General features: G+C 53.9%; 20 protein-coding genes. 14 read left to right on the plus strand and 6 right to left on the minus strand.

The window, feature by feature from the left end; translation table 11 throughout:
• The 7 genes from QE270_RS10480 to QE270_RS10510 form a co-directional block, all read left to right on the plus strand.
• On the plus strand, positions 1 to 1,513 hold a 1,513-nt coding region (locus QE270_RS10480; RefSeq protein ID WP_300039132.1), incomplete at its 5' end, for a class I adenylate-forming enzyme family protein.
• Positions 1,514 to 1,517: 4 nt separating this feature from the next.
• Positions 1,518 to 1,808 (plus strand): antibiotic biosynthesis monooxygenase family protein, encoded by a 291-nt coding sequence (locus tag QE270_RS10485; protein WP_300039135.1) that lies wholly within the window; start codon positions 1,518 to 1,520, stop codon positions 1,806 to 1,808.
• A 12-nt stretch (positions 1,809 to 1,820) separates the two neighbouring features.
• On the plus strand, positions 1,821 to 2,483 hold the full coding sequence (locus QE270_RS10490; protein ID WP_300039138.1) for a TetR/AcrR family transcriptional regulator: 663 nt from the start codon (positions 1,821 to 1,823) through the stop codon (positions 2,481 to 2,483).
• Positions 2,484 to 3,056: 573 nt separating this feature from the next.
• Entirely contained in the window at positions 3,057 to 4,040 is a 984-nt protein-coding gene (locus tag QE270_RS10495; RefSeq protein ID WP_300039141.1) for an SDR family NAD(P)-dependent oxidoreductase, read from the plus strand.
• On the plus strand, positions 3,991 to 5,439 hold the full coding sequence (locus QE270_RS10500) for an MFS transporter (protein ID WP_300039144.1): 1,449 nt from the start codon (positions 3,991 to 3,993) through the stop codon (positions 5,437 to 5,439). Before QE270_RS10495 ends, QE270_RS10500 begins: the two co-directional genes overlap by 50 nt.
• A 182-nt stretch (positions 5,440 to 5,621) precedes the next feature.
• Positions 5,622 to 7,934: a TonB-dependent receptor gene (locus QE270_RS10505; RefSeq protein WP_300039147.1), complete on the plus strand. Its 2,313-nt coding sequence runs from the start codon at positions 5,622 to 5,624 to the stop codon at positions 7,932 to 7,934.
• 64 nt (positions 7,935 to 7,998) lie between these two features.
• The gene (locus QE270_RS10510) at positions 7,999 to 8,529 is read left to right on the plus strand and encodes a nuclear transport factor 2 family protein (RefSeq protein WP_300039150.1); all 531 of its coding nucleotides are present in this window, start codon (positions 7,999 to 8,001) and stop codon (positions 8,527 to 8,529) included.
• 35 nt (positions 8,530 to 8,564) lie between these two features.
• On the opposite strand, the gene QE270_RS10515 is transcribed toward QE270_RS10510, so the two are convergent.
• Both QE270_RS10515 and QE270_RS10520 read right to left on the minus strand, forming a co-directional pair.
• Positions 8,565 to 9,308 (minus strand): SDR family NAD(P)-dependent oxidoreductase, encoded by a 744-nt coding sequence (locus tag QE270_RS10515; RefSeq protein ID WP_300039153.1) that lies wholly within the window; start codon positions 9,306 to 9,308, stop codon positions 8,565 to 8,567.
• 69 nt (positions 9,309 to 9,377) lie between these two features.
• The gene (locus QE270_RS10520) at positions 9,378 to 9,788 is read right to left on the minus strand and encodes a nuclear transport factor 2 family protein (RefSeq protein WP_300039156.1); all 411 of its coding nucleotides are present in this window, start codon (positions 9,786 to 9,788) and stop codon (positions 9,378 to 9,380) included.
• 340 nt (positions 9,789 to 10,128) lie between these two features.
• On the opposite strand from QE270_RS10520, the gene QE270_RS10525 reads away from it, so the two are divergent.
• Both QE270_RS10525 and QE270_RS10530 read left to right on the plus strand, forming a co-directional pair.
• Complete coding sequence (locus tag QE270_RS10525) at positions 10,129 to 11,175, plus strand: hypothetical protein (protein WP_300039159.1); 1,047 nt, start codon at positions 10,129 to 10,131, stop codon at positions 11,173 to 11,175.
• 45 nt (positions 11,176 to 11,220) lie between these two features.
• Complete coding sequence (locus QE270_RS10530) at positions 11,221 to 11,607, plus strand: nuclear transport factor 2 family protein (RefSeq protein WP_300039162.1); 387 nt, start codon at positions 11,221 to 11,223, stop codon at positions 11,605 to 11,607.
• Here the strand turns inward: QE270_RS10530 and QE270_RS10535 are convergent.
• From QE270_RS10535 to QE270_RS10550, 4 genes are read right to left on the minus strand one after another with little or no spacing between them, the layout of a single operon-like run.
• Positions 11,604 to 12,398: a DUF1295 domain-containing protein gene (locus QE270_RS10535; protein WP_300039165.1), complete on the minus strand. Its 795-nt coding sequence runs from the start codon at positions 12,396 to 12,398 to the stop codon at positions 11,604 to 11,606. The genes QE270_RS10530 and QE270_RS10535 overlap by 4 nt on opposite strands.
• Before the next feature lie 20 nt (positions 12,399 to 12,418).
• On the minus strand, positions 12,419 to 14,221 hold the full coding sequence (locus tag QE270_RS10540) for an AMP-binding protein (protein WP_300039168.1): 1,803 nt from the start codon (positions 14,219 to 14,221) through the stop codon (positions 12,419 to 12,421).
• A 60-nt stretch (positions 14,222 to 14,281) separates the two neighbouring features.
• On the minus strand, positions 14,282 to 15,229 hold the full coding sequence (locus QE270_RS10545; protein WP_300039171.1) for a helix-turn-helix domain-containing protein: 948 nt from the start codon (positions 15,227 to 15,229) through the stop codon (positions 14,282 to 14,284).
• A gap of 13 nt (positions 15,230 to 15,242) precedes the next feature.
• Positions 15,243 to 16,688: a serine hydrolase gene (locus QE270_RS10550; RefSeq protein WP_300039174.1), complete on the minus strand. Its 1,446-nt coding sequence runs from the start codon at positions 16,686 to 16,688 to the stop codon at positions 15,243 to 15,245.
• A gap of 181 nt (positions 16,689 to 16,869) precedes the next feature.
• Between QE270_RS10550 and QE270_RS10555 the strand changes: the two genes are divergently transcribed.
• The 5 genes from QE270_RS10555 to QE270_RS10575 form a co-directional block, all read left to right on the plus strand.
• On the plus strand, positions 16,870 to 17,760 hold the full coding sequence (locus tag QE270_RS10555; protein WP_300039177.1) for a nitronate monooxygenase: 891 nt from the start codon (positions 16,870 to 16,872) through the stop codon (positions 17,758 to 17,760).
• 4 nt (positions 17,761 to 17,764) lie between these two features.
• Complete coding sequence (locus QE270_RS10560; RefSeq protein WP_300039180.1) at positions 17,765 to 19,261, plus strand: carotenoid oxygenase family protein; 1,497 nt, start codon at positions 17,765 to 17,767, stop codon at positions 19,259 to 19,261.
• Position 19,262: 1 nt separating this feature from the next.
• Complete coding sequence (locus QE270_RS10565; protein WP_300039184.1) at positions 19,263 to 20,954, plus strand: class I adenylate-forming enzyme family protein; 1,692 nt, start codon at positions 19,263 to 19,265, stop codon at positions 20,952 to 20,954.
• A 1-nt stretch (position 20,955) separates the two neighbouring features.
• Positions 20,956 to 22,185 carry an acetyl-CoA acetyltransferase gene (locus QE270_RS10570; protein WP_300039187.1) on the plus strand — a complete coding sequence of 410 codons (1,230 nt, stop codon included), beginning with the start codon at positions 20,956 to 20,958 and terminating at the stop codon, positions 22,183 to 22,185.
• Between the two features lie 3 nt (positions 22,186 to 22,188).
• Positions 22,189 to 22,797, plus strand: a 609-nt coding sequence (locus QE270_RS10575) for a beta-ketoacyl synthase N-terminal-like domain-containing protein (protein WP_300039190.1), incomplete at its 3' end; no start/stop codon positions are given.

The following is a 22,797-nucleotide window of genomic DNA, read 5'->3' on the forward strand; positions in this document are numbered from 1 at the left end:
CTGGGCGGCTGCGCTCATCGCGCGCGGCGTTCGGCCGGGCGATCATGTGGGCCTCTTGCTGACGACGCGCCCTGAATTTGTAGAAGCGCTGTTCGGCATTGCGATGGCTGGGGCTGTCGCTGTGCCTGTGAATGCGCGATACCAGCCCGGAGAGCTCGCATTTCTTGTAAAAGATGCAGACCTGGTCTGCCTGATCACCACAGGTCGCGTGGCTGATTCACTCGATTTCAGCGAGCGGCTGATGGAAGCACTCCCGTCACTTGCTGCAGCGGTAGATCCAGAAAACTTGTCACTTACGGAAGCGCCAAAGCTCCGGTCAATTATCTGCTTAGACGAGCCTTGCCCTGCCGGACTAGTATCGGCGAGAACTGCGCTGCTAGGCTTACCGCTGTCTGCTCAGACCTCAAATGAGATTGATGCTCGGATCGACGCCGTTGATCCGCAAAGCACAGCTATGATCCTCTATACATCGGGGACAACAGCCAATCCGAAAGGCTGCCTCATCCGCCACCGCGGGATTATCGGGAACAGCCGCAATCTGGGTCGGCGCTACGAAATGCAGCCAGGCGACAGATTCTGGTCGCCATTACCCATCTTCCACATCGCTGGAATTCTGCCGCTTGTGTCAATTCTCGACATTGGCGGTACCTATCTAACAATCCCCAACTTCGATGCTGGCGTAGCGCTTTCTATGCTTGAAACCGAAAAAGCTACGCATGCTTATCCATGCTTTGTAACCATAATGCAGGATCTGATCGAACATCCAAAATTTACTGAAACAGATTTGTCCAGCGTTCGGCTGATGAATGCTAATTTGGGTGTGCAGCCAGACTGGATCAGAGATGCGATGGTCAAAGCTATGCCGCACACGATCATGGTTGGAACCTATGGCCTGACCGAGGGCTCTGGTACAATTTGCACAAGCCGAACGACAGACCCTTGGGAAGCCCGCGGTTGGCGGCTTGGCGTTCCTCTCGATGAATGGGAGGTTCAGATCGTCGACATCGAAACGGGCGCTACTTGCGGCTGTGATGAAAAGGGTGAGATCATCGCTCGCGGGCCAAATATGTTGGCTGGATACTATAACGCGCCAGAAAAAACGGCTGAGGTGATTGACGCAGATGGTTGGTTCCACACGGGCGACATTGGTTCGTTCGATGCGCAGGGCCAGATCATGTTTCATGGCCGAACCAAGGACATGCTGAAAGTCGGCGGAGAAAATGTAGCCGCAGCAGAGATTGAGGCGGCGCTGCAAACGCACCCAGCCGTCAAGCTTGCGCAGGTTACGGGCATTCCGCATCCACGTTATGTTGAAGTGCCTGCTGCATTTGTCGAACTTAATGACGGCAAGAGCGCGAGCGAAGAGGAACTCATCGCCCATTGCACTGGAAAGCTCGCTAGCTTTAAGCTTCCAAGGCATGTCCGGTTCGTCAGCGAATGGCCAATGTCAACGTCAAAGATTCAAAAATTCCGCCTTCGCGATACCCTTATCACTGAACTACAAGAGGCCTGATCCCATGAGAAAGTCATTCATTGCCAAGCTCGTTGCTAAGCCAGAAAAGGCAGCCGATCTGGAAGCGCTACAGACAGAGTTGCGCGCACTGGTGCATGCGCAAGAGCCTGATTGTGAAACCTATGAGTTGTTCAAATCAATAGATATGCCAAACACATATTTTTGCGTGGCAACGTTTAAATCAGAAGCGGCGTTTGACCATCACATGCACATCGATTTTCATGATCGACTGGTACCTCCAATTCTTGAGTGTCTCGCCGAGGAAATGGAACTCAGCTTTCATGAAGCGGTCTGACGGGCAGTAAATATGGCAATCCCGCGTAAATTGTATCAATCTGCCCCAAGCGAGCGATCTGCTGTCCGTGTTGTGCCCGCATCACCTACGCAGCAATGGCTTAAGAGCGTCCAGACCAAGAAGCGTCTGATAGAGGGCGCCATTCGCTGCATCGTGAAAATCGGCTATTCAAGAACGACCACCTCGCGCGTCGCTGCAGAGGCCGGCTTCTCTCGCGGTGCGATGCTACATCATTTTGAAAATGGCGACGCTCTGATGCGCGCCGTGATCGCTGAATTAAATGATAAGCGCCTGCGGGCGATTCGGCGCAGCGGCGATATTGCCAGCCGAGGTGTCCACGAAGTAGTGCGAACCTATTGGGACCAGCTTTCCAGCCCAAGTTTTACTGCATTTCATGAATTATCGATTGCGGCGCGGACCGATCAGGGGCTGGCTCAGATACTCGAACCTGCTCAGGCCGCATTTCGCGAGAGGCGATACGCCCTGTCCATCGAGGCGTTCCCTGAATGGCAGAAGAACCGCACCAATTTCGATCTGGCGCTCGCGTTATCGCAGCAAACGATTGAAGGCATGGCTATCAACCGCCTCGTCCATGGGCTGGACGAGGCGATGGTGGAACCATTACTGACCAATCTTGAACGGCAGATCCAGGAACTGAAGCCACCTGCCGACTAGTTTACGCAAGTTTGTCCGTATCTTTTCCAGCCTCTCTTCACTCGTCAGCTGTCTGTCGCCCAACAACAGAAGTTCCTGGAAAGGTGAGATTTCGCGGACTGCGTCGTGCGCGGTGGTGGATATAACTGATAACAGCTATGTTATTGATATCATAATTTAATTATTTAATTATTTAATTCGCTTACCATAAAGCCATCCACTGTGGGACAAAATGTCCAGCAACAGCTATATACACCTTGGCAACTGCTTTGGCCGCAGGATATTTTTAAAACATGTGTTGCAGGGGCCTTCATTTGACCTGTGCTTAAGACACAACATCGAATTTGTGCCATTGGTGCTGACGGGGAACATCCCCCAGTCAGTCAGGGTGTGGTTCAAACATGAGCCAAATTTCAGTGAAATTACACCACAAATGGGCCACTTCTCTGCGAGAATCAACGCGATGGAACCTCGATTCGGTAACTACTTGCGCAGATAGTTTGTTTATGCAAGTAACTGTGCGTCGGGCATGTCCCTTACAGATAGAATTTGACTTCAAGTATGCATTTTCCAAGTCAGGGGGAGATTTTACGGATGGCTATATCAAAAATGCTGCAGGGACTTTCAAAAACCTTGAAATTCTACGTGCGCTTCACCCCCTCGTTTACGCGCATCGGTTATGTGGCGAGATTGCTTCCCTTCAGACCAATATCAGGCAACTTTGCCGGCCAGCGCTGGCTTGTTTCGGGTGCCTCGGGCGGTATCGGCAAGGCAGTCGCGCTGATGGCTGCGGGAAGAGGTGCGCAGGTATTTGCGGTTGGTCGCAACCTCGACGCACTTGAATCACTCGTTTCAGAGAGTGTGGAGCTGGCAGGGACAATCCATCCAGTGCTGTGTGATCTAGCGTCAGTCGCTGCGATTGACGAAATGGCGCGCCACTGGAACCAATCAACTGAGATCGACGTCCTTGTCAATTGCGTCGGGATCTTGAACCGCGATTACTCATCGACGCACGAAGGCTTTGAAACAACCTACACCACGAACCTGCTGGGTCATTTCCACCTTACGGAAACCTTGGCTGAGATCGGCTGCCTTTCGAAGGGCGCAAATATCATAAATGTGACTTCCGGGGGAATGTTTAACGTTCCGCTCAACCTTCCAATGCTGGATGGAAATAAGAAAGTCTACAATGGCTTTGGCGCCTATGCTTCGCACAAGCGCGCCCAAGTTGCTCTGACTGATTACTGGCGCGACACTTATGGCCAGCGGGGTGTCCAAGCCTATGTGGTACATCCCGGCTGGGCAGACACGGCGGGTGTTCGGTCATCGCTGCCAACGTTTCGGAAGATCTTGAAGCCGATACTGCGCAATGCGGCGCAGGCGGCGGATACAATCATATGGTTGGCAGCATCGAGGCCCACTGCAATTGCAGACCGTGTCTGGTTCGATCGCAAGCAACGCTCCACGCACGCTTATGCTCATACCCGTCAGCCGCAAACAACGGTCCCGTTATTGATTGCCCGCCTTGATGAAGATCGTCGGCGAGCTCTGGCGGCCAAAGGGCCAAAAATCGGATGAGTTGTGCAAGGGTTGTAAAGTGACTGTCTCGTCCGAGATCCAGCCAAATAGGAATACTCCCGTCAAGGCCGGGTCCAACTCAGCCGAGGCTGCCAGCTGGCCAAATCCACGCCGCGCTTGGTTTGGTGTTGTCGTCCTGATGGCTTGCTACGCCACGGCTTTTGTTGACCGCCAAATCATCACTTTGCTGGTGGAACCCATAAAGCAAGACCTCGGCATTAATGACACTGAATTCAGTTTGCTCAGCGGCCTTGCCTTCACGCTGTTTTACACTGTGATGGGAATACCGCTTGCGTGGGTCGCCGACCGTTGGTCGCGGCAAAAGCTTATCATGCTGGGCGTTGCAGTCTGGAGTGCAATGACCGCAGCCTGCGGAATGGCCAACAATTTCTTCACTTTATTCTTGGCGCGGATCGGCGTCGGTATCGGTGAGGCTGGCCTGTCACCTGCCGCCTACTCGATGATAGCTGATAGCTTCCCCCCCGCACGTCGCGCACGCGCGATGGGTGTTTATTCAATTGGGGCTATAGCCGGCGTAGGACTTGCCCTGATTATAGGCGGTGCAGTCGTTCAATGGGCAGTCTCTTCGCCACCCATGACGTTGCCATTGGTTGGCACTCTTAAGAGTTGGCAACTGGCATTTTTGATAGTTAGCCTGCCCGGACCGCTGTTGATCTTTGCCATGGCCTTGGTTCGCGAACCGACGCGCAAAGATGCTGCCCCCGAAATAGATAGCCCCTCGCAAGCCTTGCTCCCGTTCCTTCGCAAGCAATGGGCTGTTTTGTCGCTGTTAACGGCTGGTTATTCGCTCCTTGGCGTAGCGCTTGCCGCTTACCTTGTTTGGACCCCGGCTTTCTTGATCCGCGCCCATGGGTGGGAGATTGGACAAGTGGGCGTCGTTTTCGGCTCTATCTTACTTATTTGCTGCTCAGGCGGCGTTCTATTGGGCGGCTGGATGACCGACCACTTTACCAAAGCTGGACACAAAGATGGAATATTAAGGGTGGCGATGTTCGGCGGAGCCCTGTGCTATCCTTTCGCAGTAGCGGTGCCATTTGCCGAAAACAGCGCCATGGCAGTGTTACTGCTGACATTAGCCTGCAGCGCATTTGGCCTGTTCCAAGGCCTTCCCGCAGCAACTTTTTTATCCGTAACGCCGAACCGGTTGCGCGCGCGAGTGCTGGCGCTGTATTTTCTGATTGGAAACCTCGTTGCCTTTACGATCGGCCCAACGGTTGCGGCACTTATCAGTGACCATTGGCTGAAGGACCCAACCAAGATCGGCGTTGCGGTCGGTATCTTATGCGCGGTCGCTATTCCATTAGGAGTTGCGGCGCTGGCTGCAGCCCGCAGGCCCTTCACGCTGCTCGTCGGAGCCGCAGAAAGTGTCGAAAATTAACTCTGCGTGGCACAGTTACAAGGATCCGGCAGGCGGCATTTTCCGCTTTCGCTTTGGGAGGCCTAGCTGGTGATAACTAATCACTTGCACAATCAAACTATTGCCGCATAACGGCAGTCTAGGTTTGTTTATGCAAGTGATTCGGCGTTAAGATTGGATCACGTTTACCTTGGGAGGGTTTTATGAAACTACAATTTTTGCAAACATCATCAGCATTGGTAATGCTTAGCGTTGGCTTAGCATTACCTGCCGCGGCAGTTGCCCAAACAAGTACAACCAAGGCATCAAATCTCGAAGAGATTGTTGTGACCGCGCAAAAGCGTGAAGAAAATGTGCAAGATGCACCATTAGCGATTTCAGCCATAACGGGCGCCACACTGGCAAAAGATCGGGTCCTTTCGATTAATGACCTAGCCCAAACCATGACGGGCATTTCGTTCACGGCAAACTCGCCGCAGGCAAACGAGATTAACATTCGCGGTGTTGTGAATACGCGCCTGACTGGGCCAACCGCCGACCAATCTGTATCAACTTTTGTTGACGATGTTTACGTGGCCCGCTCCGGGGTCCTGAACACCGCCTTTTACGATGTGGCACGGATCGAAGTCGTCCGCGGGCCTCAGGGCGTGTTGCTGGGTAAAAACGTCGCGGGTGGTGCCGTCAACATCATAAGCAACAAGCCAAGCCAAGAGTTTTCGGGTGCCGTTAGCGCTTCCATTGGCAACTACAGCCTTCGACAATTTAATGGATTTATCAATGGGGCAATAACAGACGACATTTCTGGCCGCATTTCCTTCCAGTCTATCAATCGTTCTGGTTATGCCCGGGATATCCTCCATAATGTAGATCTAGAAAATTTGGATTCCACGCAAGCGCGCTTCCAATTGGCTTATGAGCCCGCAGGATCGGGCTTCAATGCCTTGTTCATTGCGGATTATTCGCAAACCAGTGACGATGGCGTTCTCCGCGTTGGCGTCGAAAGCCCCACGAGTCCTCCCGGCGCTACCATTTGGTCGGGAACACGCAAGCTGATCAGCCAGCGGCTTGGCAGGACGCTCGGCCCGCGCGAAGGCTTCCCAGTGTGGCCGCAGTTTAAAGGCGACGCTGCCCCGACCCCACAGTCCGCTACGCGCGACAATTACAGCTTCATTCTAAAGCTGGAACAAGAATTAAACCAATCAATCAAGCTTACAAGCAACACCGGCTATCGGAACAACAAATCCTTTACGCTGTACGATCAGACCAGTCTTGGACCGGACAATGGTTTCAATCTCACGTCTGCTGAACTAGCGAGTGTTGGGGCAAGTTTGCTTTTCGCTGAACCTGTCAACTTCCGTGAAACGGGCAATTTCTTTACGCAAGAGCTCCGCGTGCAGTCCACCGATGATAGCGCTAAGCTCAACTGGATAGTCGGCGCTTTCTACCTGAAGAGCAACGTCACACAACGCAACCGCTTTTGGGGTGAATCGCTCGTGCTTCCAACACTGAGCGGCGAATCTCACTGGACCGATGGCGGACATAACGAAGATTATGCCGTATTTGGCCAGCTTACTTACCGCCTGTCGGACACGCTCAAGTTGGACGGCGGTGTGCGCTATACCCACGATAGTAAGACCGGAAATCAGCAAGGCTTCGTCGTTGCAACGGGCGACCGTTACAAGCCCACCGACACCGCTCCACTGACCCCCCTTACGGTCCCCTTCAACACGCCTTATGGCAAATCTTGGGACGCTTGGACGCCGCAAGCGACTTTGACCTGGACACCCAATGACGACATGATGGCCTATGCCACCATTTCCCGCGGATTTAAGGGCGGTGGCTTTCAAAACAATGCGTCGAAGGACGTTGCAGCTAATACCGCCTATGAACCTGAAAACGTCACCAACTATGAAGTTGGTTACAAGGCAGAATTGTTCGACCGCTCGGTGCGCTGGAACTCCGCGCTTTTCATGATGGAATACAAAAACCTACAAGTTCAGCAGACGTTGGCCTCGTGTCTTTGCAACGTCATCAGCAACGCTGCGAGTGCGAGCATCAAAGGCATCGAGTCCGATCTTCAATTTGCGCCGACGCCACAATTGCGGGCTTGGCTGAGCGGCACCTATCTTGATGCCACTTACGACAGCTTCACCTTTGCTGGCGTAAACAACACCGGCAAGGAGCTGCAGCGGACACCTAAATTCCAGATCGCGGTGGGCGCCGAGGCATCAATCGGCTCTGGCAGTTGGGAAGATGCCCTGACCCTTAGATTGGCATATCGCTATCAAGGCAGAATGCCTTGGGCACCCGAAAATACCACTTTTGAAGAGGGCTATGGTACGCTTGACGGGCGCGCTACTCTTAACCTGCCTAACAAGAATTGGAGCTTGGCGGCTTTTGCCAAAAACATGACCAACAAGCTTTACCGGACGAATATCATCGTGTTTTTCCACGATGAAGTGTCTTCATATGCACCACCGCGGACTTATGGTTTGGAGCTGAGTGCCAAGTTCTGATGCGAGGCGGCCGGGGCAAGCGTTGTCCCGGCCAACTTTGTCTCAGTTTTCTAGGAACAGATCTATGAACCAACCGGTGGCCTTAACTACACGCCGCTCCGTCATTGCTGCGGCAGGTGTTGCCATTTTGGCAAGTGCCAGCCCGGCGATTGCCGGCAAAAATAGGAGAGACCATATGCTCGAAACATTGAAGGCGATCATCACCGGCTGGCATAACCACGATGTCGAGGCTGTGTTAGCGCATGTGACCGATGACATTGTATGGAGAAACACCAGTGGTTACCGGCCTGCTGTAAAGGGTAAGGCTGCCATGCGCGCTGTGTTGGAAACCATGGCACCCGTAATCGAAACTAGCGCCTGGCGGATGTTCGATGCGGTGGAAACACAGGATCGGATATTCGTCGAGGGTGTTGATGAATTTTGGACTAAGTCGGGACGGCATATCGTCATACCTTATGCCGGTGTTTTCGTTTTCCGAGGTAAATTGGTCAGCGAGTGGCGCGAATATTTTGATGGCCGTATCAGCTCCGAGATGAAGGACGGCGCACCGATTACCGACGAGCTGAAAGAGATGATCTCGCGGCCATCAATATGACGCTAAAGCAGATTACTCTGCTCTAGTTTTTTTGGTCAAGCCAGTAAAAAAGGTTTAGCCATTGAAGCCGCTAAACCATGGGGATCCCGCGCGGTAAATGCCCGAACCTCTATCGCGTGGGGATCTGTATCATGTTCATCAATATTGTGGCGCACGGCAATAATACCTGCGCGGGCGATGTCGCGGGGCGTTGCCTTGACGCGGCCCGTGATATGCTCCGACATGCGCGTGTCAACCGAACCGACAATTAGCGCCGCGACATGCGTGCCTTGCGGCGCAAGTTCAGCGCGCAGGCAAGTTGAGGCTGCGCGTGCGGCAAATTTAGAAGGGCTGTAACCGCCCATAACGGGCACCGCGACAATAGCTCCGGCCGAAAGCACGTTGACAACAGCGCCGCCGCCATTGGCTTTAAGGACAGGCGCAAAGGCGCGGACCATGGAGATCATAGCGATACAGTTCGTTTCAATTTCTGTACGCAGAGCCCCTAAGTCTGGGGCGGTCATCAATGTCGTCATACCATAAGAGCCGGCGTTATTTACGAGCAAATTGACATCCGTGCATCGTGCCGCAGCTGCAGCCACTTGATCTTCTCGCGTCACATCTAGTTCGATTGCGGTAAGCCGCGCCCGGTCCCGCGCTGCAAGAGCCTCGGCGTCTGCAAGTGTCCGTGAACCAATATAAACATGGGCAGCGCCCTGCTCCAGCAATTCTTCAACAAACCCTTGGCCGATACCACGATTTCCACCGGTCACTAAGGCAACAGAACCTTCAATTTTCATGTATCGTGTCCTTATATTGTTATGTCATTGGCCGGGCGTTCGATCGCTTTAGTTCATGGCAGGCTGACATCATTGGGTAGAGGTCGGCTTCAAAGCATGTGAATGAAGACCCATCGCGCTAGACAGCTGCGCATGATCATAATATTCCCGCCATTCCTTAATCTTGTCACCCTCAACCACGAGAACGCCGACCACCGGCACCTTGCCCTCATGACCATTGTAGACGAATTCATCGACCCGCTCGATAATGACGACGTCGCCCACCCTCCCGATGTTGCGGATGTGCAAAGTGATCGAGGAAATGCCTGCACCCATGGCCGAGATTCTGGCGCTGATCGTTTTTCGGCCGACAATAGGGTCAGTCATCATAGAATGCAGAATGCCGTCCTCAGTGAACAAGTCGCCAACGCGCTGCCAGTTGCGCGTATTCCAGGCGTCGATCATATTCTGGACAACTTCAATCTTTGGGTCGGCCGTCATAGGTTTCTCCTGCGTTTCTTGTGTATTTGGCGCCTGCGCCGAGGCGCCTATCGCGCTCCCCACCAGCATAACCCCGGCGGCAATCTGATTAAGCCAATGCGCCATTTATTAGCCCTTTGTGTTTGGGATTTTCTAAATAAACTAAACTTGCATAAACGAACTATTCTATTGACCTTTGAAAGCAATCGACGATTATGTCAAGCAGGCGCAAACGAATTGGAGGTAGCAATTATGGTCGAATATCATCCTTGTCCACCACCGCTAAACTTGGCATGATTTTTAAAAGAAACAACAGCCACAGTGAGGCCAACCAAAAGATGCTCCTCATGAGAAGTATCCAATGATTCGCGCCATCCAGTGGGCAACCGGTTCTATGGGACGAACATCGCTTCGGCGGATTGTCGATCATCCTGAAATCGCACTTGCGGGTGTTTTTGTTTACAACCCGAGCAAGGTCGGCGTGGATGCTGGGCAACTGGCTCGCCGTCCTGAAACGGGTATTTTCACTACCAATCTCATTGACGATATTCTTGCGACGGACGCCCATGTGGTTATACACACGCCTCGCATTACCTTACCTTATGACGCGCTGGTCGATGACGTCGTACGCCTACTTGAGTCTGGAAAAAATGTTATTTCCACGGCGGGTTTCCATTGGCCCGCTGCGCAAGGCGCAAACTACGCGGGCCGCTTACAGGAGGCGTGCCTCGCAGGTGGTGTAACGCTCGCCGGTGTCGGCGTAAACCCAGGCCTTATAGTCGAGCGGCTCGCTCTTGCAGCTACAGCGTTGTGCGCGGATCTGGAGAAAATAGACGTGCGCGAGATGGTCGACGCGTCTGCCATGGCCTCACCAGAATTTGTTTTCGGACTGATGGGGCTTGGGACCGACCCAGCCCAAAGTGACATTCGCGCAGGTCCTCTTGCGGAGCTTTACACGGCATTGTTCAGTGAGGTCTTGTATTTTTCAGCCCATGCGATGGGAACAGAGGTTCAGAAAATTCTGCCTGATCATCAGCTAACGCTTGCGCCAGCGGACATGGTCATCACAGCTGGGCCAATTGCAAAGGGCACTGTGGCAGCGACGCAGTGGCGCTGGAACTGCGAAATGGTCAATGGCGTTTTATTGTCGCTCTCCATCCTGTGGACCGCCGACCCTAACCTGCATGGCGGTGCCAATGTTGGCCACTGGACTGTGGACATCACGGGCCGTCCCAATATCAATATGCGTGTTGATATAAGTGAGGCTGACGCAGGCGCCCCGCCCTCACGCGCCCTATCAGACGCCACCGTGGCGGTTGCGATCCGCACCATTCCCGATGTTGTTGCAGCACCGCCAGGGCTCTTCGCCTACCAGCCCCCCGCCGCATGGCGTGCGCATTTCAGGTAGACAGACCGAATATCAATGATGGAACCAAAAGAAGAAAGGCCTCTTATGACAGAACAGGAAATACTCGACTTCGCCGCAAAATTCGTCGGTGCAATCCAAAGCGGTGATGTAGCAACGGTTCGTGCTTGTTATGCGCCTGATGCCAAACTTTGGCACAATACCGACAATATTGAACAGACCGTTGACCAAAATATGGCGGTTCTGGATTGGTTTATCGCGAAACTACCTGATCGCAATTACCGAGTAGTGCGCCGCGAAGCGTTGAAAGACGGGTTCCTACAACAACATGTGCTTGAGGCAACGCTTCCCGACGGTACACCCTGGAAAATGTCAGCATGCGTCGTAGTGCGCATCGAAAATGGGCTAATCACTAGGCTCGACGAGTATATTGATTCCGCGGAAAGCGGCGCGTTGCGGGTTTTTGGTCGTTAATCGCGCTTGGGGAACCAAGGAACAAACGGGGCCGTGCGACGCACATAAGCATCATAGCCAGGTTTTTTGCGTTTCATCCGGTTTTCAATTGTCGGCACACCAGACCATTTTGTGAGTGTCCAGGTGAGGAGGATGGGGCCTGGCAAGGCCCAGATGCCAGTCGGGGTTTCACAAGCGACTGCGTAAAGCCCCCACCATACACAGGCATCCCCGAAATAGTTTGGGTGCCGCGTGTAACGCCACAGGCCCTTGTCCATTACCAAGCCGTCATTGGCGGGGTTCGCTTTGAACTTTGCCAGTTGCCAATCACCAATGGATTCAAACAAGATACCCGCCACCGTCAAACCCGCGCCGAAATACCCAAGGAGCCCAACAGTTGGCTGTGCGTCAATCTGGCCCAGTTGGACCGGCAGGCATACGATAAACAATAATGGTGCCTGTATTAGATATACCATCCGCAGCGACGATTTTGCAAAGCCCCACCCTTTTTGGCTTTCAGCCTTGCCGAGCATCGTCTGGTAGCGGCGATCAGGCCCGTCCATTTTCCAGCGGCGCAGCATGTAAATGCCGAGGCGTAGGCCCCAGATCGCGCATAACGTAAGCAACAGCAACTTGCGATCCGACGCTCCAGCCGTTTGGGCATAGGTCGTCAGTCCCATAATCACCATCCCAAGCGCCCAAAAACTGTCAACCGGGGTAACGTCCCGCGTCCTGAGGCTGATGAACCACAACATCGCAAAACAGCCCGCCAGAACCAGTGCGTTGATGATAAGTATCTCGGTTACTGTCATATAATGTCTCCCAAAAACAATCAGACAATTCCAATGCCGTCATCGGGTTCCGCGGCATAAAGACGTGATACTATTTCATGACGACCGTCGATCACCGCCCGCCGGTTGATCGTACCTTTATCCGAAATTTCTTGTGCATCGACATTAGGCGGCTGATCTAACAATGCGACGCGGCGGATGATGGCGGAAGCACCCTGTTGCGTGCGGTTGAAGTCGCGCAATCGGTTGACGATGCTTGCGAGCGGCTGGTCGGAAGCATGCGCAGTCGGCCATGCCAAAAGCGTCAGAAATTCGCGGTCATCATCACAAAGCACAACGTCACTTACGAGAGGATCCAATGCTTCCAGAAGCGCTGCCCGCAGGCTCCCGCCATAGACCCATGTGCCATTTGAGAGTTTAAATTCTTCCGACTGGCGTCCAGCAAACACTAGTCCCTTCTCCGGGTTATTTGTGTCGCTGAACACCGCCAGGTCGCCCGTACGGTAAAAGCCCTCTCCATCGAACACTTCCATGTTCTTTTCCGGTTCGTCCAGATAGCCGCGCATGACATTGGGACCGCGCAGCCTTACTGCGAACCGGGCATCCTGAGGCACAAGCTTCACCTCAAGCCCAGGTGTCGGAAGGCCTATCCCCACCTGCTCTGTCGGGTAATGAATAACCATACACCCGGTGACGGTCTCGGTCATGCCATAACCCGTCGTCATATGGATGCGATGGCCCGTCTCTGCGACTGCAAATTCCTGTAGGCGGTCGAATACATGTTGCTGCAGCCCTGCGCCGCCGTAGAGCATCAAGCGCATTTTGCTGAAAAAGGTCCGCCGCAATACAGGGTCTTGCTCCATTGCCTCGACGAGCATGGAATAGCCCAGCGGCACATTGCTGAAATATGCTATTGGAATTTCGCGCAAGTTGCGGATTGTTTGATCAAAAAGTCCTGGCAGCGGTTTTCCATCATCCACATAAAGTGTCCCGCCTTGCAGCATTGTCGAACGCAGGACAGAAGCACCTGCGGCATGATGCCAAGGCAGCCAGTCTACAATCACCCCGCCCCAGTCAGCGGCCCGACCGATAGCAACCAGAGCTTGCTGCCCGCATGCCGCCGTTGCAGCCATGGACTGCGGAACAATCTTGGGTAGACCGGTCGATCCGGATGTCAGCATATAAGACACGGTATTCTCAGGGTCGATATTTGCGATGGCCTTCACTACTGCAGATGTTGGCGTGGTTGCCAAAACGCTTGATAAGGAAATCGCCCTCCGGTTTACCGTCTGCGTATCTGCTGTGATGATGGCAACGTCATCACCTGCGCAGGATACGACAGCAGCAGCCAATTTCGGATTGGCATCCAGAACAATAACGTCAGGTCGCGTTTTGGCTAAGACATGCCGCAGACGCACATGATCTCCGCCAGTCAGGCCGAAGGTAGTGCTCACCGGGCATAAGATAACACCGGCAGCATAAGCGGCAAACGTCATGGTTGCTGCAGTCAAACCATTGGGTGTCATCATTACCATAACGCCACCACGCGGGACGTTATCTATCAGCCACTGGGTGGCAGCATCGACCAAATGCTTCAGGTCGGCGTAACTCGTATACTCCCAGTTCTCGTCAGAGTTCCGCACTGCCAGAGCAGGCTTCGCACCGCAACGCTCTGCAGTTTTGGTAAAAGCCAGAGCCAAATTAGGTTCATACTCTCCAAGCTCAACCCGGCTGCGTAAGATCACTGTCCCATCGTCCCGCCGCTCCACATCAAGCGCGACCGGCATAAACTGTGCCTCGCGGAACGGGGCGTCACGAAAGCTGGCGGGCTTTATCTGTGTCATAATCTGCGCACCCAATTCGTTCCTGCTTGTTAAACCGACCGCGTGACAACTCGTTTTTTGTTAAACCAAAGCAAGCGAGTTATCGGCGTTCGGAAGTTCAAAACTTGTATTGTAAAAATCGACTGTCTGGCGACATTCGCTACACTCTATCTTCATTTCCAGCGCATGGTCGCAAGGATTGTGGGTCAAAAGAAGAGGCGGCCCCAGTTCATCTGAAAACCATGTATCCCCCCATTTCAAGAGTGCCAGTAGAACGCAGTAGAGATCGCGTCCCTTATCGGTCAGTCGATACTCAAAACGGCGGCGGTGCGCGGAGTATAGAATTGGCTTCAATATACCCTGAGCCAAAAGACGATCAATACGGTCCGAAAGGATATTGGTAGCCATTAGAGTATCACGCTGGATATCATCGTAGCGATAAATGCCCGTAAAGCAGGCGCGGACGATCAACGTCGCCCAGCGGTCACCGAAAAGCTCAATCACTGAATCGACCATTACGCTCGCATCGCGCCGAGCAATTGCGGCGGTAGTTTGCTTTCGGCGCTTCTGATAATCCGGTATAACCTGTGTCAATCCTGGCCCTGGCTGCCAACTCACAAAACGAGGGTCAATCTCTTTATTGCAGTGCGCACAAACTGGCGTGGGCTCCATAGCATGCCCGCAGTCGCGGTGAACGAGACGCACGTTAAAACCGCGTCGGACTGGTTCCCAGCGGTGTTGCCACCTTAATATCATCAGGGCAGTGGGAAAAAGCTCTCGCCCCATGGGCAGCAATCTGTAGACATGACGATGCCCACCCTCTGCTGCTTCTTTGGAAAAGATGCGTGCCTCGACAAGCTTTGATAAGCGGCCGCTGACGACTGAGCGGGCCAGCCGCGTCTGCGCAACAAACTCTTCAAATCGACGAGCACCTAACCAGGCGCGTTCCATGATCAGTAAAACTGGAACATCGCCCACTACGTCTAATGCGCGCCATATCGAACAAGCCCGAATGGTATTTTCTTCCATCACATTACCTTTTTTATTCGCGCACTTCAGGTTGCATCAACCGTTCGGCGATGGCTTGATAGGCAGGCAATGAAATCGAGTCAAAATTTGCGTTGGCGGCTTTTGGATTAGAGGCAAAACGAACGATCACCATTTCGGCTTTAGGATCGATGTAAATCGCCTGACCATAAATTCCCCGTGCAGTGAAGGCGCCGTGGGCATTATGGCTGATCCACCACTGGCTGCGATAACTCCAGTTGGGAAGTGCTGCATAGCCGGCCTTAGCGAAGTCAGCTTGACTTGCTCCACGCCGTATAGAAGCAATTGCTCGCGCCGGTATAATTTGCTGTCCGTTGAACCTTCCGTTCAACCGCATCATTTCGCCAAACCGCGCCGCGTCACGCAGGGTCATGTTCAAACCGCCCCCCGCTATGGCCACGCCGCTGGAGTCGACTACAAAATCCGCATCATGTTCAACACCAAGCTTGGACCAAATATGTTGGCTCAAAAGATCGGGCAATCGCGTGTTGGTAACGCGCGTCAGCAAGAGCCCCAAAACTTCAGTATTCACTGTTCTATATACGAAGTCGCCACCATGCTCCCCCGATTTGGCAACGGTCTTAAGAAAGTCAAAAATGTTTCTGGGACCAGAGTAGCCCGAGGGTCTTGGGGCAGCCCCTGCGGAAAACGCATATGTCACAACCTGCGCCTTTGGGTCTAAATAATTTTCCGAATAATCCAGCCCCGTCGTCATATCTAGAATCTGGCGGACCGTCGCATCGCCAAAGCCGCTGGAAGCAAATTCGGGAACATACCGCACAATTTTGGCATTTTCATCAAGCTGACCGTTTGCGATAAGCATTTCGGCCAGCGTCCCCGAAAAGGATTTTGACACCGAAAACAGGATATGCGCCGTGTCACCATCTGTCACTCCATGATATCTCTCGTACACAATACGCCCGCGGTGGAGAATGATCACAGCATCGCCGTAAACAGCCTCAAACGCCTGAGCCCAAGTCATTGAGGATGACTGACCGAGCGGCGTAAAAGCGACAGTATCAAGATCGCGGCGAATGGCGCGCATCAAGGGGGCGATCGCGCCTGGACCGCGCGTTACCCGCGCTGTCGGAAATAGCTCGCGATAATGCGAAAAAGACCATCGCGTCTGCGGAAATTGGCTAAAGGATCCGTCTTCAAATTTGATCACTTTATCAGCCGGTGGCGGACTTCCCTGCATCCAACCCATTGTAACAGGATCGGTCTCTGCGGAGCTTAGGACCACTGAGGTGGGCTGTTGAATCTGCCCCTTGCCTTCAGTCGTCAGCAATGCGTATGAGCCCAGCAGGCCGATTGTCGCGACGACTAATCTGAGACCCGACTTCGGCCGCACTGAGCGTTTTAATGACTGTGCAGGGTCTGACGCTGGAACTGCAACCATCTGCTGTAACAACGAATTTTTCTGGATTAATTGACGAACCATGAACCCCCCTTATCGTATCAAAGGCTGCCCAAGTTGCTACTGATTTCACTTGCGCAACTATTCCTAGGTGCTAAAGTATGATAGTGCAAGCTATATTCGGCTTACATTGATTCCGAGGTTTTTAATGGGTTTAGAGGCTAATCTTAGTCGCGGCTTACAGTTGCCGGCAATTAGCGCGCCCATGTTTCTCGTGTCCGGCCCAGAAATGGTCATAGCGGCTTGTCGGGCAGGAATAATCGGTTCTTTTCCTTCACCGAATGCCCGAACGCCTGAAATTCTTCACCAGTGGATGGCGCAGATTGTTGCTGAATTGGCAGACAGTCCGAACGCCGCCTGTTGGGCTGTAAATTTAGTGGTTCATCCATCCAACGATCGATTACCAGCGGATCTGGAATGCGTGCTGCAACACAAGCCACCGTTGGTGATTACAGCCCTTGGTAGCCCTGCACGCGTTGTGGATGCGGTTCACAGCTATGGCGGATTGGTCTTTGCCGATGTCAATTCGGTTAGTTTCGCTCGAAAGGCCGCGGCGACGGGCGTCGATGGCCTTGTGCTGGTAGCATCTGGTGCCGGAGGCCATACCGGGCTGACGGCTGGCTTTGCTTTTGTAGAAGAAGTGCGCCAATTTTGGGACGGACCCATTGCATTGGGCGGGGCCATTTCCAGTGGCCGTGCCATCCGTGCTGCTGAAACACTTGGCGCTGAACTCGCATATTTAGGCACAGCGTTTATTGCGTGCGAGGAAAGTGTCGCTGATCCAGCCTATAAGGACATGGTCGTTGGCGCCAGTGCAGAAGATATTCTACCTTCCAAAGGCATTACCGGCGTCACCGCAAATTGGCTGCGAAAAAGTCTGATTGCGGCCGGGTACGACCCGGCCAACATGCCGGAAGACAAAAAGCCCAATTTCGAAAATACGCAGGACAATTCGAAGGCCTGGAAAAATGTTTGGTCTGCGGGCCAAGGAGTTGGGGCAGTAACCGCCATTGAGCCAGTGGCCCAAATTGTTGCCCGGTTGAAAGCGGAGTATGATTTTGCATGCACGCTACCGCGCTTTGATATGAAGGAGTGAAGCGATGACAATCGAACTTGTAGGTAAAGTCAGGTCCACGCTCAAATCTACTGATCACCCATATATGAAGGGCGCGTGGACGCCGACGTTCAACGAATGGAACGCGACCTTCGCCAATGGCGACGCCGAGGTGATCGGTACAATTCCCAATGATATAGATGGCGTTTATGTTCGCACCGGCGAAGTTCCAGTTCATGAACCAATAGGCCGCTACCATCCGTTCGATGGTGACGGTCAAATCCATGCCATAAGTTTCAAAGATGGTAGGGCGAGTTATCGCAACCGATTTGTCCGAACCAAAGGCTTCCAAGCGGAACAAGAAGCTGGCAAAGCGCTTTGGGCGGGCTTGATGGAGCCGCCGCACAAGTCGACCAGGCCTGGCTGGGGGGCGCAAGAGTGGTTGAAGGATTCGTCGTCAACTGATGTCGTTGTGCATGCCGGCAAGATACTCTCTACCTTCTACCAATGCGGAGAGGGTTATCGCCTTGATCCGTTTACGTTGGATCAGTTTGGCACCGAAGGCTGGGTTCCCCTAGACGGTGTATCCGCGCATACCAAAGTGGATGAAGCGACGGGCGAGTTGATGTTTTTCAACTATTCCAAGCACGCGCCCTATATGCACTACGGCGTGGTCGGTCCGGACAATCAGCTGAAGCACTATATTCCGGTCCCACTTGCGGGGCCGCGCCTACCGCACGACATGGCCTTCACCAAAAACTACGCCATCGTCAATGATATGCCACTATATTGGGAACCTGCGTTGCTCGAACGCAACCTGCACGTCGTGCAGTTTCATTCCGATCAAAAGACGCGGTTTGGTATTATCCCGCGCATGGGGCAGCCTGAAGATATCCGCTGGTTCGAGGCAGAGCCGACATACACACTGCATTGGTTGAATGCCTGGGAAGAAGGTGACGAGATCATCCTTGACGGTTATTATCAGGAAGAGCCTCAGCCCAAATCACATCCCGATGCGCCGGATGGGTTGGAACGGATGATGGCCTACCTGAGCCAAGGCCTAATGAAACCAAAGTTGCACCGGTGGCGGTTCAACCTCAAAACAGGGGAGACGATAGAAGAGCGTCTCGATGACCGCATCCTCGAATTTGGCATGATCAACCAGAAATATGCCGGGCGCAAATATCGCTACGCCTATTCGGCTGTTCCTGAGCCTTACTGGTTCCTGTTCACGGGGCTGGTGAAACATGACCTGGAAACGGGTCGAAGCGAGGAAATCAACTTCGGTCCCGGCCGCTATGGCAGCGAAAGCCCGTTTGCGCCCCGTATCAATGCCAAGGACGAAGATGACGGCTATCTCGTTTCGTTCATCGCAGATGTCGAGAATGACCGGTCCGAATGCGTCCTGATTGATGCCAAGAATTTCGCAGCTGGTCCGGTGTGTCGTATCATTCTGCCCGAGCGCTTTTGTTCGGGCACACATTCGGCCTGGGCCAATGGCGATGACATCGGCATGGGACCAAACACTGTATTAGCAGCCTGAAATGATCGTCGCGGGAGAGGAAAAACGGCGCAACTTTCGCGAAGCGGGATGGTGGGGAGACCAGACACTTGCCGACTTGTTTTTCGCCAATGCTACAAAACACCCGGAGCGGCTGACGCTCGTCGATGCGCCTAACCGCCCCGACTTTGCCTTTGGTGCACCAAGGCGACTGACCTATGCTCAAATGCGGGAAGAGGTGGAGCGTTTTGCCGGGGCACTGCTTGCAGCAGGCATCGGTAAGGATGATGTTATTGTCATCCAGCTGCCCAACATGACCGAATTTGTGTCCCTTTACTTTGCCGCGGCTACGATCGGGGCAATCGTCAGCCCGGTTGCAGTCCAATATCGCACACATGAGCTTTCGGCGATGTTTGGCATCGTCGAGCCCAAGGCTTTCATCTGTGGTACGCAGATGAAAGGCGCCGACCATATCGGGACGGTGCGCCCCTTGTTGCAGCGCGGCAACATAAAGCTGATGACCATAGGTCCTGATGCACCCAGCGACGCCATTGATCTGGATGCCGAGCCTGCGAGGCCTGAACTGCTTCGTGCCCATTGTGCGGCGACAAAAATTGATGCCGATGATGTTTTCACCATTTGTTGGACATCGGGGACAACCGGTATCCCCAAGGGTGTACCACGCAGCCATAATCATTGGGTAGGCATTGCGCCCGCCACATACATCACCTCGCAGCTGCAGGATGGTGAAGTCATGCTGAACCCTTTCCCATTGATCAATATGGGGTCGATCGGCGGGGTGATGATGAGCTGGCTGCGCGTTGCGGGTACGATGGTGCTGCATCATCCGTTCGATCCGCAGGTCTATCTAACGCAGATAGCAACCGAACGTCCCAGCTTTACCATTGCGCCGCCCGCCGTGCTGAATATGCTGTTGCAGAATGAGGCATTGCTGGCGAAGGTAGATCTCTCGAGCCTGCGCACCATTGGATCAGGCTCGGCGCCGCTGGCTCCTGCAATGGTTCAGGGGTTTCAAGAACGTTTAAACCTTCCAGTTATCAACATTTTCGGATCGAATGAGGGTATGTCGCTGATTACGGCGCCTGATACCGTTCCCGATCCCGTTGAGAGAGCGAGCTATTTCCCCAACGGTCTTGATCTAAAGCCCTATTATGGCGCTGATCCTAAGCGGATATCGGAAACTCGCCTAGTTCCTCCGGATGGCAGTGCCGTGATCGAAGACGAAGGCGTTTCCGGCGAATTACAGATACGGGGTCCAACGGTCTTTGAAGGCTATTGGAACGCCCCCGAACAGACCGCGGCCGCCTTCACTGAAGATGGCTGGTTCAAAACCGGCGATCTATTCGAGATTGTGCAGGGCGGCCGGTTCCTAAAATTCACTGGCCGATGCAAAGATTTGATCATTCGCGGCGGCGTCAATATCTCGCCTGAAGAGATTGATCAGCTGCTTGGCGGACATCCGCTGCTTGGCGAAGCCAGCGTCTTCTCAATGCCCGATCCTGTGTTGGGGGAGCGGGTCGGTGTTGCTATCGTTCCACGCGAGGGACAGGACGTGACCTTGGAGGATGTGACCGCCTATCTTCGTGCGCAAGATCTCGCTGTGTTCAAGCTGCCTGAACGCCTGTTCCGGTTTGAGGCCCTGCCGCGCAATGTAACCAATAAGGTGATGCGAAGCGAAGTGCGCAACATCGCGCTGAAGATGATGGAGAGCTGAGATGTCGACAGAAGTGTTTATTTTGGGCGGCGCCCAGAGCGATTTCGCCCGCAATATTGACCGCGAAGGCGGAGGGATGTTCGAGCTTTTCCGCGATGTAGCGGAGGCCGCCTTTGCCGCAACGGGAATTGAACCAAAGGACGTAGAGACAGCGCATGTAGGTAACTTCGTCGGCGAGCTGTTTGCAGGCCAAGGACAACTTGGTGGCTTTTTCGGGCATGTCCATGAGGATCTTGCTGGCATTCCGTCGTCGCGGCATGAGGCGGCTTGCGCGTCCGGCAGCATTGCCATTCTGGCCGCAAGTGCTGAGATTGAGGCTGGACGATACGGCCTTGCGCTGGTGTTGGGCATTGAGTTGATGCGCAATGTCCCCGGACAACGTGCTGCGGAATATCTCGGCTCAGCCGCATGGGCTGGACGAGAAGCGCAAGAGGCACGCTACCTGTGGCCCTTCATGTTTTCCAACCTCGCGGCCGAATATGAGGAGCGTTTTGGGCTCGACCGCGCACATCTGCGGGGTATTTCGGAAATCAACTTTTCGAACGCCAAAAAGAACCCCAATTCACAAACCCGTGGCTGGAAAACCGATGCACCTTTCTTCAGCGACGATGATGAAGCCAACCCACCAATCGAAGGGTCGCTCCGAAAGGCTGATTGCGGTCAAGTGACCGACGGTGCTGCCGCCATCTTCCTCGCTTCCCGTGAGGTGGCCGAACGCTATGCCAAAAGACGCGGCATCACGCTGGAAAGCATCCCGCGCATTAAGGGTTGGGGACATGCAACCGCACCCTTGCTCTATTCCACCAAAGTCAATGCTAGCCGAGGTCAGCCTTATGTATTTCCGTCGGTGCGTAAGGCCATGATGGACGCGCTCGGCCGCGCCGGCATGGAAGACGTCTATGGCTGTGACGGCGTTGAGGTGCACGATTGTTTCTCGATCACAGAATATATGGCGATCGACCATTTCGGCATCACGCCTCCCGGTGAGAGCTGGCGTGCCGTTGAGGACGGCACGATTGCGCTTGGTGGCAAGCTTCCCGTCAATCCATCAGGTGGGCTGATAGGGTTAGGCCATCCGGTCGGCGCAACGGGCGTGCGCATGATGCTAGACAGCTGGCGACAGGTAACAGGTAATGCTGGCGACTATCAGGTAGAAGGCGCAAAGAACTTTGCTACCTTCAATGTAGGCGGCAGTGCAACTACCTCAGTCAGCTTTGTAGTCGGCGTCTAAGGCGTGCCAGATGTTTTCCTGTTTGATGCTGTCCGAACGCCGCGCGGCAAGGCGCGGCTCGACGGCGGGCTCGCAGATCTGAGTCCGCAGGAGCTCGTCCGTTCGCAGATTGAGGCGCTGAAGGATCGTAGGGGGAGTGCAACAGAAAGGGCCGAGGCGCTGTTGCTAGGCTGCGTGACGCAGAGCGGGGCGCAGGGTGCTAACATTGCGCTCATCTCCAAACTCCATTCCGGGTTGGACGACAGCGTAGCCGCGCTCACGATCAACAATTATTGCGCGTCGGGATTGTCCGCTATTGGACAGGCCATTGCCATGGTGGGCAGCGGACAAGCCAACGCAGTTCTTGCAGGGGGCGTCGAAATGATGAGCCAGACGCCTTTCATGAGTGACAAGGCCAGCTATTATAGCGATGAGAGTTTACCGCAGCGCGCGCGCTATATCCCGCCGGTACTTGCCGCTGACCGGCTTGCCAATGCCGAAGGTCTGGGGCGTCTTGCGCTTGATGCAGTTGCTCTGGTTTCACAGCAAAGGGCAACCGCCGCCGAGCATGATCCGCAACTGCAGCACTCGCGCATCGCCGTGGGCAAGCTGGCGGGCGAGGAATGCATCCGG

Origin of the sequence: Sphingorhabdus sp. (assembly GCF_029865925.1) — a bacterium.
Taxonomy (GTDB): domain Bacteria; phylum Pseudomonadota; class Alphaproteobacteria; order Sphingomonadales; family Sphingomonadaceae; genus Sphingorhabdus_B.

Excerpts from the sequence above, each read along its gene's own strand:
- QE270_RS10560 (WP_300039180.1), top strand. The coding sequence starts at position 17,765 with ATGACAATCGAACTTGTAGGTAAAGTCAGGTCCACGCTCAAATCTACT.
- QE270_RS10520 (WP_300039156.1), bottom strand. The coding sequence starts at position 9,788 with ATGACGGCCGACCCAAAGATTGAAGTTGTCCAGAATATGATCGACGCC.
- QE270_RS10550 (WP_300039174.1), bottom strand. The coding sequence starts at position 16,688 with ATGGTTCGTCAATTAATCCAGAAAAATTCGTTGTTACAGCAGATGGTT.
- QE270_RS10530 (WP_300039162.1), top strand. The coding sequence starts at position 11,221 with ATGACAGAACAGGAAATACTCGACTTCGCCGCAAAATTCGTCGGTGCA.
- QE270_RS10490 (WP_300039138.1), top strand. The coding sequence starts at position 1,821 with ATGGCAATCCCGCGTAAATTGTATCAATCTGCCCCAAGCGAGCGATCT.
- QE270_RS10535 (WP_300039165.1), bottom strand. The coding sequence starts at position 12,398 with ATGACAGTAACCGAGATACTTATCATCAACGCACTGGTTCTGGCGGGC.
- QE270_RS10495 (WP_300039141.1), top strand. The coding sequence starts at position 3,057 with ATGGCTATATCAAAAATGCTGCAGGGACTTTCAAAAACCTTGAAATTC.
- QE270_RS10540 (WP_300039168.1), bottom strand. The coding sequence starts at position 14,221 with ATGACACAGATAAAGCCCGCCAGCTTTCGTGACGCCCCGTTCCGCGAG.
- QE270_RS10500 (WP_300039144.1), top strand. The coding sequence starts at position 3,991 with ATGAAGATCGTCGGCGAGCTCTGGCGGCCAAAGGGCCAAAAATCGGAT.
- QE270_RS10515 (WP_300039153.1), bottom strand. The coding sequence starts at position 9,308 with ATGAAAATTGAAGGTTCTGTTGCCTTAGTGACCGGTGGAAATCGTGGT.
- QE270_RS10505 (WP_300039147.1), top strand. The coding sequence starts at position 5,622 with ATGAAACTACAATTTTTGCAAACATCATCAGCATTGGTAATGCTTAGC.
- QE270_RS10555 (WP_300039177.1), top strand. The coding sequence starts at position 16,870 with ATGTTTCTCGTGTCCGGCCCAGAAATGGTCATAGCGGCTTGTCGGGCA.
- QE270_RS10525 (WP_300039159.1), top strand. The coding sequence starts at position 10,129 with ATGATTCGCGCCATCCAGTGGGCAACCGGTTCTATGGGACGAACATCG.
- QE270_RS10545 (WP_300039171.1), bottom strand. The coding sequence starts at position 15,229 with ATGGAAGAAAATACCATTCGGGCTTGTTCGATATGGCGCGCATTAGAC.
- QE270_RS10510 (WP_300039150.1), top strand. The coding sequence starts at position 7,999 with ATGAACCAACCGGTGGCCTTAACTACACGCCGCTCCGTCATTGCTGCG.
- QE270_RS10485 (WP_300039135.1), top strand. The coding sequence starts at position 1,518 with ATGAGAAAGTCATTCATTGCCAAGCTCGTTGCTAAGCCAGAAAAGGCA.
- QE270_RS10570 (WP_300039187.1), top strand. The coding sequence starts at position 20,956 with ATGTCGACAGAAGTGTTTATTTTGGGCGGCGCCCAGAGCGATTTCGCC.
- QE270_RS10565 (WP_300039184.1), top strand. The coding sequence starts at position 19,263 with ATGATCGTCGCGGGAGAGGAAAAACGGCGCAACTTTCGCGAAGCGGGA.